A 17309-nucleotide genomic window follows, 5' to 3' on the forward strand; every position below is an offset into this window, starting at 1 on the left:
GCTAGAGCTAGATGCAACGCATCCTCAGGATTGGACGAAAACAAAAAAGGGATGCCGAAGCATCCCTTTTTCAACACCCGTGCCGTTTAGCCTTGCGGCTTCTCACGGTTGTCCGGCTCGGTGCCTTGAGCAGGCTGCTCCGATTCCTCGGCAGCAGGCTGAGGCGCCTCGTCGAATGCCGGCGCTACCGGCTTGTGCTCGCTTGCATCGTCGGCAGGCACTTGCTCGGCAACCAGTTCGGTCGACTGTTGCTCCACTGCGGGCTGCTGCTGGGCAGGCACAGGCTCTATCGTCTGCTCGGGCTGAGCGTCTGCTGCCTGCTGAGCGACGGGCTGCTCCGGCTGGGTGTCCACGACCGGCTCGCTGGCGACGATCTCAGGGCTCGCCAGCGGTTGCTCCGCTGCGGCCTTGGCTTCGGCTTCAGCTGCCTCCTTGGCCAGGCGCTCGGCTTCGCGTTGACGGCGACGAACCTCGCGCGGATCGTTCGGTGCGCGGCCGCTCGGCGTCAGCGTCGGGGTGGCAGCCGGTGCCGCTTCGGGCTTCTCGACAATCGGCTCCGGGGCGGGCTGGGGCGCTGCTTCCGGCTGGGCGACCTGCGCTACCTCTTGCGGCGCTACCTCGGCCGGCTGTACCGGAATATCGGTCGGCGCCTCGGCTGGTGCAGGTTCTTCGCTGGCTTTGCGCTCGTCGATGCCTTCGCTCGCAGCAGGCTGGGCGACTGGCGCGTGTTCGACGATCGTAGCGACGCCTTCGCTGCTGGTCTGGATCACCGTGTCTTCGGCCAGCGTCGCCTGGGGCGCGGCTTCGGTGTCGGCGGTGTTGGCGGCCAGGGCGGCGGCAGTAGCGGCGATGGCGATTTCCTCGGTCTTCACCGGGGCATTGCTCTCGTCGGCGTCTTCGATCTCGTTGCCGTTGGCATCGCGCTGGCGTTCACGACGGTTGCTGCGACGACGCTGACCACGGGAGCGACGACGTGGTCGCTCGCTGTCGTTGCCTTCCGCGCCTTCGTTGGCTTCCTGAGCATCTTCGGTCTCGCCGATTTCCAGGGCCTGCTGCAGCAGTTCATCCGCAGGCGCTGCCTGCTGTTCGGCGCGCGGCTTGCGCTCTTCGCGCGGGGCGCGTGGCTCGCGGGGCTGGCGCTCGGCCTGCTCCTCCTGCGCTACTGTCGGTGCTTCGTCGATCGGAGCGCGCAGTTCACGCTTGCGCTCTTCGCGGGGCTTGCGCTCTTCTCGCGGAGCACGCTCGCGACGTGGCTGGGCTTCAGCGGCCTCTGCCTGCTCGCGGGGCTTGCGCTCCTCGCGCGGCGGGCGTGGCTGGCGCTCTTCACGCGGCTGACGTTCTTCGCGAGCCTGGCGCTCCTCGCGGGGTTGCCGTTCTTCACGCGGCTGACGCTCTTCACGCGGTTTGCGCTCCTCGTCACGCCCATTGCGGGAATCGCGGCGGCGATTCTGTTGACGGCCGCTGCGGCGCTCGTCGTTGCGCTGCGGACGGGCGGAAGCCGGCTTCTTCTCCACTTGCGCCGCGGCCTGGGGCTCTTCGGCCTTGCCCGCGAACAGACCAACCAGCGATTTGATCAGGCCCTTGAACAGGCTTGGTTCCTGCGCGGGCGTAGCCACGGGCGCTTCCGCAGGCGGCGGCGCGGCGCTGGTGGCGGGTGCGCTACGCTGCGGTGCGGTCTTGACCGCGGCCTCCTGGCGAACCAGGGTGCGAGTCGAACTGACCGGCTGGACTTCTTCGGCCTCGCTCTGGCTCATTTCGTAGCTGGCCTGGCCGGCGATGATCTCCGGGCTGTCGTCACGCAGGCGCTGAACTTCGAAGTGCGGCGTTTCCAGGTGGTCGTCCGGCAGGATGAAGATGCGCGCGCGGGTGCGCAGTTCGATCTTGGTGATGGCGTTGCGCTTTTCATTGAGCAGGAACGCCGCGACCTGGAAGGGCACGCGGGCGCGGACTTCGGCGGTGCGATCCTTGAGGGCCTCTTCTTCGATCAGGCGCAGGATCGCCAGTGACAGCGATTCGACGTCGCGGATGATGCCCTGGCCGTTACAGCGCGGGCAGACGATGCCGCTGGTTTCGCCCAGGGAAGGGCGCAGGCGCTGGCGGGACATTTCCAGCAGGCCGAAACGCGAAATGCGGCCGACCTGAATGCGTGCGCGGTCGGCTTCCAACGCTTCGCGCATCTTTTCTTCGACGGCGCGCTGGTTCTTGGCCGGGGTCATGTCGATGAAGTCGATCACGATCAAACCGCCGATGTCGCGCAGGCGCAGCTGGCGGGCGATCTCCTCGGCCGCTTCCAGGTTGGTCTGCAGTGCGGTCTCTTCGATGTCGCCGCCTTTGGTGGCGCGCGCCGAGTTGATGTCGATGGACACCAGGGCTTCGGTCGGGTCGATGACGATGGAGCCGCCGGAAGGCAGTTTCACTTCACGCTGGAAGGCCGTTTCGATCTGGCTTTCGATCTGGAAGCGGTTGAACAGCGGCACGCTGTCTTCGTACAGCTTGATCTTGCTGGCGTACTGCGGCATCACCTGCTGGATGAAGCTCAGCGCCTCGTCCTGCGCCTCGACGCTGTCGATCAGCACTTCGCCGATGTCCTGGCGCAGGTAGTCGCGGATGGCGCGAATGATGACGTTGGATTCCTGATAGATCAGGAATGGCGCGGCGCGATCCTGGGAGGCGTCTTTCACCGCGGTCCAGAGCTGCAGCAGGTAGTCGAGATCGCACTGCAGTTCTTCGCTGGAGCGACCCAGACCGGCCGTGCGTACGATGAGGCCCATGTCGGCTGGAATATTCAGGCCATTGAGCGCCTCGCGCAGCTCATTGCGCTCTTCGCCCTCGATGCGGCGGGAGATACCACCGGCTCGCGGGTTGTTCGGCATCAGCACCAGATAGCGGCCGGCAAGGCTGATGAAGGTGGTCAGGGCTGCGCCCTTGTTGCCACGTTCTTCCTTTTCGACCTGGACGATGACTTCCTGGCCTTCGCGCAGGACGTCTTTGATGTTCACGCGGCCTTCAGGCGATTTGCTGAAGTACTCGCGGGAGATTTCCTTGAGGGGGAGGAAGCCGTGCCGTTCGGCACCGAAGTCAACGAAGGCGGCTTCGAGACTGGGCTCGACGCGGGTGATCTTGCCCTTGTAGATGTTGGCTTTTTTCTGTTCGCGGGCACCGGATTCGATGTCCAGATCAAACAGGCGTTGGCCGTCGACCAGTGCGACACGCAACTCTTCGGGCTGAGTTGCGTTAATTAGCATTCTTTTCATGTAGTACCGTCGGTTTCCGTGGCATCCGGAAACGGCGTTCGGCACACACGACTCTCGCGGTCGGTGTCAGGTGAGTCAGGAATGGTTGTAAGGCACTCCAGTGTCCAGCGATGTGCGGCCAAATGGGCCGGCGTCGCGACGACGTCTCCTGCTTGCTGTCGGAACAGAAGCAATGGTTCGGGAGGAGGAATCAGGCATCGGTAGCGGACGGAATGGAGCGTCTGTGAAAGCCTTTGCTACGCAATCCGATGCTGTGCATCTCCACCCAACACGCATACTTTGAAAATCGGGTGCCGCTCGCAGAATCCGGGGAGCGGGTTGTTATCGCGATTCCCCAGTGGGGGCACGCATCATGTCTTCAAGGCTTGTTTCGCAACTTCACCGCTACTTGAGGGAAGCTCCGTCGGACGGCCTCACGTCCTCGAACATTTTTGCCAGTCAGGGCGGGCGTATCATTGGCCTCCCGTGACCTGGCCGCTTTTGGCGGCGTTCGCGACTATAACAGCAATGTTTAAGTGCTTCAATTCCATGAAAATTGGTATGATGCCGCGATGACCAATACCCCCTCCCAGACCTCCGGTGTGCAAATACTCGAGGTCGCGCCGGAACTTGCCGGCCAGCGCATCGACAACTTCCTTCGTACCCAGCTCAGAGGCGTTCCCAAGACGCTAATCTACCGCATCCTGCGCAAAGGCGAGGTGCGGGTGAACAAGGGGCGGATCAAACCTGAGTACAAGCTACAGGCCGGCGATCTCGTGCGCGTGCCGCCGTTGCGTCTGGCCGAGCGAGACGAGCCCGAGCCGCTGGCCCAGGGGCTGCTGGAGCGGCTGGAGAGTGCCATCGTCTACGAGGACAAGGCGCTCATCGTGCTGAACAAGCCGGCCGGCATCGCCGTGCACGGCGGCAGCGGGCTGTCCTATGGCGTGATCGAGGCGTTGCGCCAGCTCCGCCCGGACGCCAAGGAGCTTGAACTGGTCCATCGCCTCGATCGGGATACGTCCGGCCTGCTGATGGTCGCCAAGAAGCGCAGCATGCTGCGCCATTTGCATCAGGCGCTTCGTGGCGACGGTGTGGACAAGCGTTACATGGCGCTGGTGCGCGGCCGCTGGGATACCTCGAAGAAGCAGGTCAGTGCGCCGCTTCTGAAGAATACCCTGCGTTCCGGAGAGCGCATGGTCGAAGTGACCGAGGACGGCAAAGAGGCGCTGACGCTGTTTCGTGTGCTGCGTCGTTTCGGTGATTTCGCGACGCTGGTCGAGGCCAAGCCGGTGACCGGGCGTACACACCAGATTCGTGTGCATGCACGCCATGCGGGGCACAGTATCGCCGGGGACAGCAAGTATGGTGACGAGGACTTCACTCGCGAGGTTCGCGAGTTGGGTGGCAAACGTCTGTTTCTGCATGCCTATGCGCTGAAGGTGCCCCTGCCGGATGGCGGGGAGCTGTCGCTGGAGGCACCGGTCGACGAGGTGTGGGCCCGCACGCTGGAGCGTCTCGGTGAGTAACTACAAGGTTCTGATATTCGATTGGGATGGCACCTTGGTCGATTCGATCGGGCGTATCGTCGAATCGATCCATGTTGCAGCTCGGTCCTGTGGCCTGCCGCAAGTCGACGACACGGCGGTCAAGGGCATCATCGGGCTGGCGCTACCTGAGGCCGTCGAGGTGCTGTACCCGGGACAGGTCGATGCGGCGCGGGTCGAGGCGTTTCGCCACCATTACGGTGAACATTACCTGGGGTTGGAAGCTCAGCCTTCCATGCCGTACCCAGGTGTCACCGAAGCACTCTCGGAGTTCCGCGAGGCCGGTTATCTGCTCGCGGTGGCGACCGGCAAAGGGCGTCGTGGGCTCGATCGCGTCCTGGCGGGGCAGGGGTGGGAAGACTTGTTCGATATCACGCGTTGCGCGGATGAAACGGCAAGCAAGCCTGATCCTCTGATGATTCACGAGATCCTCGCGTACTGCGGTGTCCGCCCGGAGCGGGCGCTGATGATCGGGGATTCGGTGTTCGATCTGCAGATGGCTCATCGCGCTGGGGTGGACGGCGTTGCGGTTGGCTACGGTGCGCAGCCGCTGCATGTCCTGCAGCAGTTCGAGCCGCGCCTGGGGATCGATCGTTTTTCGGAGCTCGGCAGTTGGCTGCGCTCCATGGCTGGTTCTGAGGTGAATGCATATGTCGGATGAATGGAAAGCTCCGGTGGATGAGTCCAAGGACGATCGCAGCAGCTGGAAGTTGCTGGAAAAGACCCTGCTTGCGGGCGTTCAGGAGCAGCGGCGTGCTCGGCGCTGGGGAATATTCTTCAAGCTTTTGACTTTCATCTATTTGTTCGGAGCGCTGGCGCTGTTTTCGCCGGCGCTGCAGCTAGGGAAAGGCAAGGCTGCGCGGGAGAGTCATACCGCGGTGATCAACGTGCGCGGAATGATTGCCGATGAGGAATCCGCGAGTGCGGATAACATCGTGGGCGCCTTGCGTGCGGCCTTCGAGGATGCCAATACGAAGGGTGTGATCCTGCGCATCAACAGCCCTGGCGGTAGTCCGGTTCAGTCGGGCTACATCTATGACGAGATTCGTCGCTTGCGCGGCGAGTATCCGGCCATCAAGGTCTATGCGGTGATCACCGATCTGGGTGCTTCGGGCGCCTATTACATCGCCAGTGCGGCCGATGAGATCTACGCGGACAAGTCCAGTCTGGTCGGCTCGATCGGAGTGACCGCGGCCACCTTCGGTTTTGTCGATACCATGGAGAAGCTCGGTGTTGAGCGTCGTGTGTATACCGCGGGCGAGCACAAGGCGTTTCTGGACCCGTTTCAGCCAGAAAAGCCGGAGGAGACCCGGTTCTGGCGAAGTGTTCTGGCGACCACTCATCAGCAGTTCATCGATAGCGTCAAGCGTGGGCGCGGTGAGCGTCTCCAGGACGCGCAGCATCCGGAGTTGTTCTCAGGGTTGATCTGGTCCGGCGAGCAGGCACTGGAGTTGGGGTTGGTCGACGGTCTGGGCAGTACCGCCTACGTCGCACGCGAGGTCGTCGGCGAGCCGGAGATCGTTGATTTCACGGTGAAGGAGTCGCCATTCGATCGTTTCACCAAGAAACTGGGAACCAGCGTCGCCGAGCGTCTGGCGATTCTTGCTGGGCTGCAGGGGCCGGCGCTGCGCTAGCTGTGGATGGGCGTCGTCAGGGAATGTCGATGCCTTCGTTCAGTAGCATGTCTACCAGGCGAATCAGCGGCAGTCCCACCAGGCTGGTGACGTCCTCGCCTTCGGTCGAGCGGAAAAGGCTGATGCCCAGTCCTTCGGCCTTGAAGCTGCCGGCGCAGTCGAAGGGTTGTTCTGCTTTCAGGTAGCGTTCGATGCGTGCCTCGTCGAGCGTCCGGAAGTGCACGGTAAAAGGCACGCAGTCGGTCTGGATGGTTCCGGTTTCGCTGTTGAGCAATGCCAGTCCGGTGAGAAAGGTTACCTTGCTGCCACTGGCGGCCTGTAATTGCAGCTTCGCGCGTTCGAATGTGTGCGGTTTGCCGAGAATGTCCCTGCCCAATACCGCAGCCTGATCGGAGCCAATGATGAGATGGCCGGGGTAGTGCTCGGCCAGTGCTCTGGCCTTGTGCTCGGCAAGTCGGCGCACCAATTGCTCGGCTGTCTCGTCTGGTAACGGAGATTCGTCGATGTCCGGTGCGCAGCTGGTGAAGGGCAGTTGCAGGCGGGACAGCAGTTCCCGGCGATAACGAGAGCTAGATGCGAGAAGCAGGGGGCGCATGTTTCCTCCTTTATATATAGCGGCTGGCATTGTATGCGCTGCGTCGTGAAGCTGGGCGGAATTCCTTTGACAGGTGACAGGCACGTCCCTAGAATGCCGCGCTTATGTTGAAAGGACCGATACCTCCGCACGTAGATCCGCGCAAGCTCGCAGACCGAGCGGCCACTCTTGAGGGTGCGCTGCAGTTGTCGCAGCTCAAGCGGCTCACCGATCCTCTCGAAGATGATCAGGGTGTGGTGCGCGCCAGTTTTGCCTTCGGGCGCGACGAGCAGCGTACTGTGGTTATCCACAGTCAGCTCGACGTTGAGGTCAAGATGATCTGCCAGCGTTGTCTGGAGCCGGTTGTTCTGCCAATTCACAGCGAGTGCGATTATGCCGTTGTGAATGAAGGCGCGAGCAGCCTGCACCTGCCTAAGGGCTACGACGTGCTGGAAGTGGGAGAGGATCCTCTGGATCTGCTGGCGCTGGTCGAAGACGAGCTGTTGCTTGCTCTGCCGATTGTTCCACTCCATGACCCTGAAATTTGCCAGCCGCCGGTTGGGCCAGATGAGCCTGAGCCGAGTGAGGACGAGGTAACGCGGTCCAACCCGTTCAGCGTACTGGCGCAGTTAAAGCGTGACCCAAACGTTTAGGAGTTGATCCAAATGGCTGTTCAGCAGAACAAAAAATCCCGTTCCGCCCGTGACATGCGTCGTTCGCACGACGCGCTCGAGCCGAACGCTCTGTCCGTGGAAAAGAGCACCGGTGAAGTTCACCTGCGTCACCACGTTTCCCCGGACGGTTTCTACCGTGGTCGCAAGGTGATCGACAAGGGCGCTGACGAGTAATCCTTGTCCGCTCCGGTCATCGCGATCGACGCAATGGGTGGGGACTTCGGTCCCCACTGCATTGTTCCGGCCAGCCTTTCCTGCCTGGCTGAAAACCCCTCGCTGCATCTGGTCCTCGTCGGCCAATCCTCTCTACTCGAACAGCTGGTCGCCAAGCATCCCGGTGTCGATCGTGCGCGCCTGAAAATCGTCGATGCGCCCGAAATGGTCACGATGGACGAGCGGCCCGCTCAGGCCTTGCGCGGCAAGCCACGTTCCTCGATGCGTGTAGCGCTCGAGCAGGTGCGTGACGGTGGTGCGCAAGCCTGCGTGAGTGCCGGCAATACCGGCGCGTTGATGGCGTTGGCGCGCCAAGTGCTGAAAACCCTTCCAGGTATCGACCGTCCGGCCATGGTGACCGCACTTCCGACGCGGGGTGCTCCGTGCCTGTTGCTGGACCTCGGTGCAAATGTCGACTGTCCGGCCGAGCAGCTCTATCAGTTCGCGGTGATGGGGGCCGTGGCGGCGGAATCCCTGGGCAGGCAGCAGCCTCGGGTCGCGCTGTTGAATGTCGGCACCGAAGAAATCAAGGGCAATCAGCAGGTCAAGCTCGCGGCTGCGTTGCTGCAGCAGGCGGCTGGCCTCAACTATCGTGGTTTCATCGAGGGCGATGGGCTGTATCGCGGCGAAGCAGACGTCGTGGTATGCGATGGTTTCGTCGGTAACATCTTGCTCAAATCCAGCGAGGGTCTGGCTGGCATGCTGGTCGCCAAGGTCGAGGCGCTGTTCAGGCGCTCGATTGCAGCACGTATCGTTGGTGCTGTTGCGTTGCCGCTGTTGCGTCGATTGCGCGCGGAGCTCAATCCGGCGCAGTACAACGGTGCTAGTTTTCTAGGGCTGCAGGGAATCGTGGTCAAGAGTCACGGCAGTGCTGGCGCTGATGGATTCAAGGCGGCCATTCGCCGCGCAGCGCAGGATGTCGAGCATGATCTTCCCGCGCAGCTACGAGACCGTCTCGGGCAGTTTTTCAGAGTCGATGGGTCATCCGGTGGGACGGATGATGTGACCGCTCGAGATGGCTGGCCATCCAACTGAAATTCGGTACGCCTGCATGGGCGTGTTCTTCAGACGAACAGAACCATAAGAGAGCCGTTTCATGTCCGCATCACTCGCTTTCGTCTTTCCCGGTCAGGGTTCGCAATCGCTCGGCATGCTGGCCGAGCTTGGTGCTCAGCAGCACGTCATCATCGACACCTTCGCCGAAGCGTCCGCTGCGCTGGGTTATGACCTCTGGGCGCTGACTCAGCAGGGGCCGGAAGAGCAGCTCAATCAGACCGACAAGACCCAGCCGGCTATTCTTGCAGCCTCTGTCGCGCTCTGGCGCCTGTGGCAGGCAGAGGGTGGTCCGCGACCTGCCTTCGTTGCCGGGCATAGCCTTGGCGAGTATTCGGCGCTGGTAGCTGCCGGTAGCCTGCCGTTCGCCGATGCAGTCAAGCTGGTCGAGCTGCGCGGGCAGCTGATGCAGCAGGCGGTGCCGGCCGGCCAGGGCGGTATGGCAGCGATCCTTGGCCTCGAAGACGCCGATGTATTGGCCGCATGCGCCGAAGCCGCACAGGGTGAGGTGGTCAGTGCGGTCAACTTCAACGCGCCGGGTCAGGTAGTGATCGCTGGTAGTGCTGCGGCCGTGGAGCGTGCCATCGAGGCGTGCAAGGCCAAGGGGGCCAAGCGCGCAATGGCACTGCCGGTCAGCGTACCGTCGCATTGTGATCTCATGCGCCCCGCGGCCGAGCGCTTCGCTGCGTCGGTCGAGGCAATCGCCTGGCAGGCGCCGCAGATTCCGCTGGTGCAGAACGTCAGCGCGGCCGTGGTGGCCGATCTGGATACGCTCAAGCGCGATCTGCTTGCGCAGCTGTACAGCCCGGTGCGCTGGGTCGAATCCATGGTGGCCCTGGGTGACCGCGGAGTGACTTCGCTGGTCGAGTGCGGCCCCGGCAAGGTTCTGTCCGGTCTCAACAAGCGCTGCGTCAAGGGCGTCAACACCTACAATCTCGATACCCCCGAAGCCTTTGCCGCGACTCGTGACGCATTGGCTTGAACAAGGAGAATGCTATGAATCTGCAAGGTAAGGTGGCGCTGGTAACTGGCGCGAGCCGCGGGATCGGCCAGGCCATTGCCCTTGAGCTGGGTCGTCAGGGCGCAATCGTGATCGGCACTGCAACCACATCGTCTGGTGCTGAGCGTATCGCCGAAACGCTGAAGAACAACGGCATCGAAGGTGCCGGTCTGGTGCTCGACGTCGGTAACGACGAATCCGTCAGCAGCACCCTGGAGCACATTCAGCAGCATCTCGGGCAGCCGGCGATCCTGGTCAACAATGCCGGGATCACACGCGATAACCTGATGCTGCGTATGAAAGATGATGAATGGTATGACGTCATCAATACCAATCTGAACAGTCTGTATCGCCTTTCCAAGGCCGTGCTGCGTGGCATGACCAAGGCGCGTTGGGGGCGGATCATCAATATCGGTTCGGTGGTTGGTGCCATGGGTAACGCCGGGCAGGTAAACTACGCCGCAGCCAAGGCCGGTCTGGAGGGTTTCAGCCGTGCATTGGCTCGTGAGGTCGGTTCGCGTGGTATCACGGTGAACTCCGTGGCGCCTGGTTTCATCGATACCGACATGACTCGCGAGTTGCCGGAAGCCCAGCGTGATGCGCTCCTGGGGCAGATTCCCCTGGGACGTCTCGGTCAGGCCGAAGAAATTGCCAAGGTCGTCGCGTTTCTTGCATCGGACGGTGCTGCCTATGTCACTGGTGCAACCGTGCCGGTGAACGGCGGCATGTACATGAGCTGAGTGTGACGCCAAACGCAGGAGGACAGTCAAACGGCTGTCTTTAAATTAGCTATAAAACTGCAGCTGGTTTATAGACAGATGGTTGAAGGGCAGGCCATGCTTGCCTGCTTCCAACTTGAAATGCGGAAAACGCTTTCTATACACTACCGCGCAGACCAGCTGCCTGATTTTTCCATAGGAGTGAAAACAAGGTATGAGCACCATCGAAGAACGCGTCAAGAAAATCGTTGCCGAGCAACTTGGCGTTAAAGAAGAGGAAGTAACCAACAGCGCTTCCTTCGTCGAAGACCTGGGTGCCGACTCTCTTGACACCGTTGAGCTGGTGATGGCTCTGGAAGAGGAATTCGAGACCGAGATCCCGGACGAGCAGGCTGAGAAGATCACCACCGTTCAGGAAGCCATCGATTACATCAACGCGCACGCGCAGTAAGTTGTAATCCGCTCGGAATCAAGAAAGCCGCACTGCCTTGATCGGGTAGTGCGGCTTTTCTTTGAGAGGGATTTTATCGAGGCTGCGGGCGCTTGCCTTGCGCTCGAACCGTTCCTGTCGCGGCAGGACTGAGCCAAGTACGTTTAGGTATAGGAGTAATCGCTGTGTCGCGTAGACGCGTCGTAGTCACCGGGATGGGCATGCTTTCGCCTCTGGGTAACGATGTGCCAAGCAGCTGGCAGGGTATTCTTGCTGGTCGCAGTGGCATCGGCCTGATCGAGCACATGGATCTTTCTGCCTACTCCACTCGTTTTGGCGGGTCGATCAAAGGTTTCGATGTCGAGCAGTATCTGCCCGCGAAGGAAGCTCGCAAGCTCGACCTCTTCATTCAATACGGCCTCGCTGCCAGCTTCCAGGCCGTGCGTGACTCGGGCCTGGAGATCACTGACGCCAATCGTGAGCGCATCGGCGTAGCGATGGGCTCCGGCATCGGCGGCCTGACCAATATCGAGAACAGCTGCAAGGCGCTGATCGAGCAAGGACCGCGGCGCATTTCGCCGTTCTTCGTGCCTGGCTCCATCATCAATATGGTGTCCGGTTTCCTGTCGATTCACCTGGGTTTGCAAGGCCCCAACTATGCGATCGCCACCGCCTGTACCACGGGCACCCATTGCATCGGCATGGCGGCACGCAACATTGCCTACGGTGAAGCCGACGTGATGGTTGCCGGTGGTTCCGAGATGGCTGCCTGCGGGCTCGGTATCGGTGGCTTCGCCGCGGCGCGTGCGTTGTCCACTCGCAACGATGACCCGGCCGCCGCGAGCCGTCCCTGGGACAAGGGGCGCGACGGATTTGTGCTGTCCGATGGTGCCGGTGCGCTGGTGCTCGAGGAGCTCGAGCATGCCAAGGCGCGTGGCGCCCGCATCTATGCCGAGTTGATCGGCTTCGGCATGAGCGCCGACGCGTTTCACATGACCTCGCCGCCCGATGACGGCGCCGGTGCTGCCCGTTGCATCCGCAATGCGCTGAACGACGCTCAGCTGAACGTCGAACAGGTGCAGTACATCAATGCCCACGGTACCTCGACGCCAGCCGGCGACAAGGCCGAGGCGGCGGCCATTCGCAGTGTGTTCGGTGACCACGCCTACGAGCTGTCGGTGAGCTCGACCAAATCGATGGTCGGTCACCTGCTCGGTGCAGCCGGTGCCGTGGAAGCGATCTTCAGCGTACTGGCCATTCAGGACCAGGTGGCGCCGCCGACCATCAACCTGGAGGAGCCGGACGAGGGCTGTGACCTGGACTTCGTGCCGAACCAGGCCAAGCCGCGGCCGATCGATGTGGTCGTCTCCAACTCGTTCGGGTTCGGCGGAACCAACGGTTCGCTGGTGTTCCGCCGGTTCGCCGAGTGACGTTGAGCTGGTTGAACGGGCAGCCCGCCGATGGACTGCCCGTTCACGATCGCGGACTGGCCTATGGCGACGGGTTGTTCGAAACGATCCGCGTGACGGGCGGCCGGGCGCGTCTGCTGGAGCGGCATGTCCAGCGCCTGGCCGAAGGCGCGCAGCGCCTCGCCATTCCCCTCGACATCGATGAGTTGCGCACTGAGCTGCTGCAGTTCTGCCAGGCGCTCGGCCAGGGCGTCGCCAAGCTGATCGTCACCCGTGGCACCGGCCAACGCGGCTATGCACTGCCACAGCCGTGTCGGCCGCAGCGTCTGCTGCTCGGCTCGCCGCTTCCGGCCTACCCAGCGCAGCATGCCGAATGCGGCATTCGGCTCTTCCCTTGTGACACACGGCTGGCCGAGCAACCGCGGCTTGCGGGGATCAAGCATCTGAATCGTCTCGAGCAAGTGCTGGCGCGTGCCGAGTGGCAGGATCCGGCTTTTGCCGAAGGGCTGATGCGGGATATGTCCGGGCGCGTGATCGAGGGCGTCTTCAGCAACCTGTTCCTGATTACCGAGGGCCACTTGCGAACGGCCTCGCTTTCTCGCTGTGGTGTCTCCGGCGTAATGCGCGCCGAGATCATGGCGCGTGCCGCCGGCCTTGCGCTGCCAGTCAACGAGTGCGATATCAGCTACTCGGAACTGCTGCAGGCCGATGAGGTTTTTGTCTGCAATAGCCTCTACGGCATCTGGCCGGTAACAGGTTTGGCCGAGCGCGTCTGGTCGGTCGGTCCGCTGACCCGTAAACTGCAGACCGTTGTTGCCGACCTGTTGAGTGATTCGTGATCCGTAAACTTCTTGCCTTGCTGCTGACGCTGTTCGTGTTGGCAGCGATTGCGCTCGGGCTGTTCGCCTGGAAACAGCATGCTGCGCTGGAACAGCCCTTGGCTGTCACCGATGAGGCTCTTCTGCTCGAGGTGAGGCCCGGCGATACGCCCAGCGGTGTGTTTCAACGGCTGGAAGCGGAGGGCGTGCTGGATGACGCATTCTGGCTGCGCCTCTACTGGCGCCTGAACCTGTCCGGGCAGAGCTTGCACAGCGGTGAGTATCGTCTCGCGCCGGGCATGACCGCGCGGGACATGATCGGGCTCTGGCAGCGGGGCGAAGTCGTGCAGTACAGCCTGACCCTGGTTGAAGGATGGAACTTCCGCCAGCTGCGCAGCGCGTTGCAGAACCAGACCAAGCTGGAACAGACGCTGGATGGCCTGTCCGATGCTGACATCATGGCGAAGCTCGGTGCGCCGGAGCTGCATCCGGAAGGGCGCTTCTTTCCCGATACCTACCGATTTACCCGCGGAACGTCCGACCTGGACCTGCTGCGCCGTGCCTTCACGCGCCTTGAGCAGGTGCTCGAGGAAGAATGGCAGCAACGTGCGCAAGGGTTGCCATACAAGGATGCCTATCAGGCCCTGATCATGGCCTCGATCATCGAGAAGGAAACGGGAGTGCCGGAGGAGCGGGGCGAGATCTCCGGCGTCTTCGTCCGTCGACTGGCGCGTGGCATGCTTCTGCAGACAGACCCGACGGTGATCTATGGAATGGGTGAAGCCTACAAGGGACGTATCACCCGCACCGACCTGCGCACGCCAACCCCATACAACACCTATACCAACGCAGGGCTGCCGCCGACGCCGATCGCCATGGTCGGACGCGAGGCGATTCGCGCCGCGCTGAACCCGGTCGACGGCTCCAGCCTGTATTTCGTCGCCCGGGGCGATGGCAGCCACGTCTTCAGCGACACCCTCGAGCAACATAACCGTGCGGTGCGCGAGTATCAGCTCAAGCGCCGCGCCGACTACCGCTCCAGTCCGCCGCCCCGGCAGGCCCCGGTCAATAGCGAGAACGCTCAATGAAAGGACTCTTCGTCACCCTCGAAGGCCCCGAAGGCGCTGGCAAGAGTACCAATCGCGAGTACCTCGCCGAACGCCTGCGGGCACGGGGGCTGGATGTGGTGCTGACCCGAGAGCCCGGGGGCACGCCACTGGCCGAGCGCATTCGTGAACTGTTGCTGACGCCGGCGGACGAGCCGATGGCAGTGGATACCGAGCTGTTGCTGGTGTTCGCCGCGCGTGCGCAACACTTGGCGCAGGTCATCCGTCCTGCGCTGGCACGAGGGGCGGTGGTGTTGTGCGATCGCTTCACTGATGCCACCTATGCCTATCAGGGTGGCGGTCGCGGGCTGTCGCTCGAGCGGATCGCTCAGCTGGAGACCTTCGTGCAGGGCGATCTGCGCCCTGATCTGACGCTGATCTTCGATCTTCCGGTGGACGTGGGGTTGGCCCGAGCCGCTGCGCGAGGACGTCTGGATCGTTTCGAGCAGGAAGGCATGCGCTTCTTCGAAGCGGTGCGCAGCGCCTATCTTCAGCGCGCGGAAGCGGCACCTTCGCGCTATCGGGTGATCGATGCGGGCCAAGCGCTCAATGCGGTTCAGTGCGATGTCGAGGCGCTGATCCCTGAGCTGTTGGTGCGTCTCGATGACTGACGTGCTTCCCTGGCAGGTCGATCTCTGGCGGCAGCTGGCGGGGCGCGCGCAGCATGCGCATGCCTACCTGCTGCATGGGCCCGCCGGCATCGGCAAACGGCTGCTGGCTGAGCAGCTGATGGCGCTGCTGCTCTGCCAGCGTCCGGTCGAGGCCCGCGCCTGCGGCGAATGCAAGGCCTGCCAGCTGCTTGCCGCACAGACCCATCCGGATCACTACGTCCTCGAGCCCGAGGAAGTCGACAAGGCCATCCGGGTCGATCAGGTCCGCGATCTGGTCGGTTTCGTTACCCAGACGGCGCAGCTGGGTGGGCGCAAGGTGATCCTCCTGGAGCCCGCCGAGGCAATGAACCTGAATGCGGCCAATGCTTTGCTGAAAAGCCTGGAGGAACCGTCCGGTGACACGGTGCTGCTGTTGATCAGTCATCAGCCCAGCCGTCTGCTGCCGACGATCAAGAGCCGCTGCGTCCAACAGGCCTGCCCGTTGCCAGGCCGCCAGCAAAGCCTCGACTGGCTCGCCGCGCGCCTACCCGAGCTTGGCCCGGAGCTTCGCGAACAGTTGCTGACGCTCGCCGCCGGGTCGCCGCTGGCGGCGCTGAAGTTGCACGAGCAGAAGGTGCTGGAGTTGCGCGCCCAGGTGGTCGACGGGGTGAAGAAACTGCTCAAGCAACAGCAATCGGCCAGTCAGCTCGCCGAGGGCTGGAACGCGTTACCACTGATCCTGCTCTTCGACTGGTTCTGCGAATGGGCGCATCTGATCCTGCGTTACCAGATGGCCGGCGATGAAGCCGAGCTGGGCGCTGCCGATATGCAGAAGGTGCTGCAGTATCTCGCGCAGAAATCCTCGCAGCAAAAAGTGATCGCCCTGCAGGACTGGTTGCTCGAGCATCGGCAGAAAGTGCTGGGCAAAGCCAACCTCAACCGTGTGTTGCTTCTCGAAGCGCTGCTGGTGCAGTGGGCAACGCTGCCCGGCGCGGGCTAGAATCGACCGGAACTTTCGTTAGGAACACCGCATGAGCCTGCCAGCAAATCTTGGTCCGCGTAACGGCATCCTGTCCCTGACCATCAAGGACAAGTCGGTGCTCTATGCCGCGTTCATGCCCTTCATCAAGAATGGTGGGTTGTTCATTCCGACCAACAAGAGCTACAAGCTCGGCGACGAAGTGTTCATGCTGCTGAACCTGATGGACGAGCCGGAGAAGATTCCGGTGGCTGGCAAGGTGGTCTGGATCACCCCCAAGGGCGCCCAGGGCAGTCGTGCCGCAGGCATCGGCGTGCAGTTCAACGAGGGTGACAACACCGCGCGCAACAAGATCGAAACCTATCTGGCCGGCGCGCTGAAGTCCGATCGTCCTACCCATACCATGTGAGGGTCGGCGTCCCGGTGCCGTACGTCAGGCGTCGTTGTACCGCCTACCTTTTCTGATTCCCCGCCATTTGCTCTACAATCGCCCCCTTTCCGCGATAGCAAGTTGCGCCCTCCATGCTGGTAGATTCCCACTGTCACCTTGACCGACTCGACCTGACCGCCCATGACGGGTCGCTCGATGCAGCGCTCGATGCTGCCCGAGCGCGAGGGGTCGGACACTTCCTGTGCATCGGGGTCAGCGCCGACAACGCGTCGGCGGTCAAATCGCTGACCGAGCGTTACGCCGATGTCGACTGTTCCATCGGTGTACACCCGCTCGATCTGGAGCCGACCAGTCAGCCGGCATTGGACTGGCTGCTGGGCGAGCTGCAGCATCCGCATGCCGTTGCCATCGGCGAGACAGGGCTGGACTACCACTACGAGCCCGAGGCGGCCGAACTCCAGCAGCAGTCGTTCCGCCTGCATCTGGAGGCCGCCCGACTGACCGGCAAGCCGGTCATCGTGCACACCCGCGAGGCACGCGCAGACACCCTGGCGCTGCTGCGTGAAGCCAGCTTGCCCCAGGCCGGGGTGCTGCATTGCTTCACTGAGGATTGGGAGATGGCCAGGGCCGCTCTGGACCTTGGTTTCTACATCTCGCTTTCGGGCATCGTCACCTTCCGTAATGCCGACGCGCTGCGTGACGTCGCCCGGCAGGTCCCTGCCGATCGCCTGCTGGTGGAGACCGATTCGCCCTATCTCGCACCGATTCCCCACCGTGGCAAGGCCAATCTGCCGCAGTACGTGCGCGAGGTGGCCGAGTTCCTGGCGCAGCTGCGGGGTGTTTCCTTCGAACAGCTGGCGGAGCAGACCACCGCCAACTTCAGGTCGCTTTTTCCGCTTGCCCGGGTTCGCGGCTGAAAGGTCGCGGTTTCCGTGCTTGCAA

Annotated in this window: 18 protein-coding genes; 16 read left to right on the forward strand and 2 right to left on the reverse strand. The window is 62.6% G+C overall.

What is annotated here, in order from left to right:
* Nucleotides 1-86 precede the first annotated feature (86 nt).
* Nucleotides 87-3254 (reverse strand): ribonuclease E, encoded by a 3168-nt coding sequence (rne, locus tag P5703_RS06830; protein ID WP_186348379.1) that lies wholly within the window; start codon nucleotides 3252-3254, stop codon nucleotides 87-89.
* A gap of 551 nt (nucleotides 3255-3805) precedes the next feature.
* Between rne and rluC the strand changes: the two genes are divergently transcribed.
* The 3 genes from rluC to sppA are packed head-to-tail and all read left to right on the forward strand — an operon-like array spanning nucleotide 3806 to nucleotide 6411.
* Entirely contained in the window at nucleotides 3806-4759 is a 954-nt protein-coding gene (gene rluC / locus P5703_RS06835; RefSeq protein WP_013983253.1) for a 23S rRNA pseudouridine(955/2504/2580) synthase RluC, read from the forward strand.
* Nucleotides 4752-5438, forward strand: coding sequence for an HAD-IA family hydrolase (locus P5703_RS06840; RefSeq protein WP_095460424.1), 687 nt, complete (start codon nucleotides 4752-4754; stop codon nucleotides 5436-5438). The genes rluC and P5703_RS06840 overlap by 8 nt, the downstream gene beginning before the upstream one ends.
* On the forward strand, nucleotides 5428-6411 hold the full coding sequence (sppA, locus tag P5703_RS06845) for a signal peptide peptidase SppA (RefSeq protein ID WP_011913736.1): 984 nt from the start codon (nucleotides 5428-5430) through the stop codon (nucleotides 6409-6411). The genes P5703_RS06840 and sppA overlap by 11 nt, the downstream gene beginning before the upstream one ends.
* A 16-nt stretch (nucleotides 6412-6427) precedes the next feature.
* On the opposite strand, the gene P5703_RS06850 is transcribed toward sppA, so the two are convergent.
* A complete protein-coding gene (locus P5703_RS06850; RefSeq protein ID WP_011913735.1) occupies nucleotides 6428-7006 on the reverse strand; it encodes a Maf family protein in 579 nt (192 codons plus the stop codon).
* A gap of 104 nt (nucleotides 7007-7110) precedes the next feature.
* On the opposite strand from P5703_RS06850, the gene P5703_RS06855 reads away from it, so the two are divergent.
* From P5703_RS06855 to P5703_RS06915, 13 genes are all read left to right on the forward strand, one after another.
* Nucleotides 7111-7638, forward strand: a complete 528-nt coding sequence (locus P5703_RS06855) for a YceD family protein (RefSeq protein WP_011913734.1) — start codon at nucleotides 7111-7113, stop codon at nucleotides 7636-7638.
* A gap of 12 nt (nucleotides 7639-7650) precedes the next feature.
* Nucleotides 7651-7833, forward strand: coding sequence for a 50S ribosomal protein L32 (rpmF, locus tag P5703_RS06860; RefSeq protein ID WP_003293518.1), 183 nt, complete (start codon nucleotides 7651-7653; stop codon nucleotides 7831-7833).
* A gap of 3 nt (nucleotides 7834-7836) precedes the next feature.
* Nucleotides 7837-8907, forward strand: coding sequence for a phosphate acyltransferase PlsX (plsX, locus tag P5703_RS06865; RefSeq protein ID WP_013983249.1), 1071 nt, complete (start codon nucleotides 7837-7839; stop codon nucleotides 8905-8907).
* 61 nt (nucleotides 8908-8968) lie between these two features.
* On the forward strand, nucleotides 8969-9907 hold the full coding sequence (fabD, locus tag P5703_RS06870) for an ACP S-malonyltransferase (protein ID WP_020307168.1): 939 nt from the start codon (nucleotides 8969-8971) through the stop codon (nucleotides 9905-9907).
* A 14-nt stretch (nucleotides 9908-9921) separates the two neighbouring features.
* Nucleotides 9922-10665: a 3-oxoacyl-ACP reductase FabG gene (fabG, locus tag P5703_RS06875; protein WP_011913731.1), complete on the forward strand. Its 744-nt coding sequence runs from the start codon at nucleotides 9922-9924 to the stop codon at nucleotides 10663-10665.
* Between the two features lie 193 nt (nucleotides 10666-10858).
* Complete coding sequence (gene acpP, locus P5703_RS06880; protein ID WP_003283670.1) at nucleotides 10859-11095, forward strand: acyl carrier protein; 237 nt, start codon at nucleotides 10859-10861, stop codon at nucleotides 11093-11095.
* Nucleotides 11096-11259: 164 nt separating this feature from the next.
* Nucleotides 11260-12504: a beta-ketoacyl-ACP synthase II gene (gene fabF, locus P5703_RS06885; RefSeq protein ID WP_011913730.1), complete on the forward strand. Its 1245-nt coding sequence runs from the start codon at nucleotides 11260-11262 to the stop codon at nucleotides 12502-12504.
* Between the two features lie 2 nt (nucleotides 12505-12506).
* Nucleotides 12507-13322, forward strand: a complete 816-nt coding sequence (pabC, locus tag P5703_RS06890; RefSeq protein WP_020307169.1) for an aminodeoxychorismate lyase — start codon at nucleotides 12507-12509, stop codon at nucleotides 13320-13322.
* On the forward strand, nucleotides 13319-14389 hold the full coding sequence (gene mltG / locus P5703_RS06895) for an endolytic transglycosylase MltG (RefSeq protein ID WP_020307171.1): 1071 nt from the start codon (nucleotides 13319-13321) through the stop codon (nucleotides 14387-14389). The genes pabC and mltG overlap by 4 nt, the downstream gene beginning before the upstream one ends.
* Complete coding sequence (tmk, locus tag P5703_RS06900) at nucleotides 14386-15018, forward strand: dTMP kinase (RefSeq protein ID WP_011913727.1); 633 nt, start codon at nucleotides 14386-14388, stop codon at nucleotides 15016-15018. Before mltG ends, tmk begins: the two co-directional genes overlap by 4 nt.
* On the forward strand, nucleotides 15011-15997 hold the full coding sequence (locus tag P5703_RS06905; protein WP_011913726.1) for a DNA polymerase III subunit delta': 987 nt from the start codon (nucleotides 15011-15013) through the stop codon (nucleotides 15995-15997). The genes tmk and P5703_RS06905 overlap by 8 nt, the downstream gene beginning before the upstream one ends.
* A gap of 31 nt (nucleotides 15998-16028) precedes the next feature.
* The gene (locus tag P5703_RS06910) at nucleotides 16029-16385 is read left to right on the forward strand and encodes a PilZ domain-containing protein (RefSeq protein ID WP_011913725.1); all 357 of its coding nucleotides are present in this window, start codon (nucleotides 16029-16031) and stop codon (nucleotides 16383-16385) included.
* A gap of 113 nt (nucleotides 16386-16498) precedes the next feature.
* Nucleotides 16499-17284, forward strand: coding sequence for a TatD family hydrolase (locus tag P5703_RS06915; protein WP_053527987.1), 786 nt, complete (start codon nucleotides 16499-16501; stop codon nucleotides 17282-17284).
* The last annotated feature ends 25 nt before the right edge of the window (nucleotides 17285-17309 follow it).

This window comes from Stutzerimonas sp. FeSN7, from assembly GCF_030263795.1.
In the GTDB taxonomy this organism is placed as follows: Bacteria; Pseudomonadota; Gammaproteobacteria; order Pseudomonadales; family Pseudomonadaceae; genus Stutzerimonas; species Stutzerimonas stutzeri.